Origin of the sequence: Streptomyces sp. NPDC127084 (genome assembly GCF_042724175.1) — a bacterium.
In the GTDB taxonomy this organism is placed as follows: domain Bacteria; phylum Actinomycetota; class Actinomycetes; order Streptomycetales; family Streptomycetaceae; genus Streptomyces.
The window spans coordinates 1-1,602 of the sequence record NZ_JBHXFA010000346.1 but is presented as its reverse complement, the minus strand read 5'-3'; the positions used below and the strand labels follow the sequence as shown (position 1 = coordinate 1,602).

Sequence of the window (1,602 nt, the reverse complement as noted above, 5' to 3'; positions counted from 1 at the left end):
GGACCGGGACGGTCAGACCTGGCCGGCCTTCTCCAGCGCGGAGCAGCAGGTGTCCACCAGCAGGCGGGTCACCACGTAGGGGTCGACGTTGGCGTTCGGGCGGCGGTCCTCGATGTAGCCCTTGCCGTCCTTCTCGACCTGCCACGGGATACGGACCGAGGCGCCGCGGTTGGAGACGCCGTAGCTGTACTCGTTCCACGGGGCGGTCTCGTGCAGGCCGGTGAGGCGGTCGTCGATCCCGGCGCCGTAGTTCTTGACGTGGTCCAGCGGCTTGGAGCCCTCGCCCAGCGACTCGCAGGCGGTGATGATCGCGTCGTAGCCCTCGCGCATCGCCTTGGTGGAGAAGTTGGTGTGCGCGCCCGCGCCGTTCCAGTCGCCCTTCACCGGCTTCGGGTCGAGCGTCGCGGAGACGTTGAAGTCCTCGGCGGTGCGGTAGAGCAGCCAGCGGGCCACCCACAGCTGGTCGGAGACCTCCAGCGGCGCCAGCGGGCCGACCTGGAACTCCCACTGGCCGGGCATGACCTCGGCGTTGATGCCGGAGATGCCCAGACCGGCCTTGAGGCAGTTCTCCAGGTGGGCCTCGACCACGTCACGGCCGTGGATCTCGTCCACACCGACACCGCAGTAGTAGCCGCCCTGCGGCGCCGGGAAGCCGCCCGCCGGGAAGCCGAGCGGACGGTCGCCGTCGAAGAAGGTGTACTCCTGCTCGATGCCGAAGATCGGCTCCTGGCCCGCGAACCGCTCCGACACCTCCACGAGCTCGGCCCGGGTGTTGGAGGGGTGCGGGGTCATGTCCGTGTTCAGGACCTCGCAGAGCACCAGGATGTGGTCGCCGCCGCGGATCGGGTCCGGGCAGGAGAACACGGGCTTCAGTACGCAGTCGGAGGCGTGGCCCTCGGCCTGGTTGGTGCTGGATCCGTCGAAGCCCCAGATGGGCAGCTCGTCGACACCGGCGACGGCCGCGGTCAGTATCTTCGTCTTGGAGCGGAGCTTCGCGGTCGGCTCGGTGCCGTCGATCCAGATGTACTCAGCCTTGATGAACGTCACGGGGCCTCATCCTTTGCACGGTGCTGCGGGGTATGAGGCGCAGCTTGGCAACCCGGGATTTCCCGTCCATTGCCCGATTGTGAACCCCGTGTTACTCGGCTTCTCCGTCCGGTCGTACCGGCACGGGGTGTGTGTGGGGCGCGGGGGGGGGGGCCCGCGCGTGTGTGCGCGGGCGGCCTCGCCCGGGGGGCCTGGGGGGCGCCCCCGGGGGGGGCCGTCAGCCGGGCCGCGGCTCTGGGGTGGAGTTCGCCCGAGCATGTGTGTGTGGTGCTGGGGACCGCGCCCGACGGCGACAGCGAACTGACCGTCGAGGCGATCCGGCGGGCCGCCCGGCACGCCAAGCTCCAGGTGCTCACCGGGGTGCTCGGGGACCGGCTCGTCGTCATCGCCGGCGGCAGCGACAATCCGCTCGCCGTCGCCAAGTCGCTGATCGGCCCTTATGCGGCCGGTCCCGTGGTCGCGGGCCCGATCGTGCCCGACCTGCTGGCCGCGACCCGGTCCGCGCAGGCCGCCGCCGCCGGGCTCAAGGCGTGCTCCGCCTGGCAGGACGCGCCG

At 71.2% G+C, this 1,602-nt stretch carries 1 protein-coding gene and 1 pseudogene; one reads left to right on the top strand and one right to left on the bottom strand.

Annotated features, from left to right (window positions below):
- Window positions 1-12: 12 nt before the first annotated feature.
- Window positions 13-1,047: a glutamine synthetase gene (glnII, locus tag ACFWI9_RS34090; RefSeq protein WP_387169139.1), complete on the bottom strand. Its 1,035-nt coding sequence runs from the start codon at window positions 1,045-1,047 to the stop codon at window positions 13-15.
- Window positions 1,048-1,227: 180 nt separating this feature from the next.
- On the opposite strand from glnII, the pseudogene ACFWI9_RS34085 reads away from it, so the two are divergent.
- Window positions 1,228-1,602: pseudogene (locus ACFWI9_RS34085) on the top strand (PucR family transcriptional regulator); the annotation flags it as partial.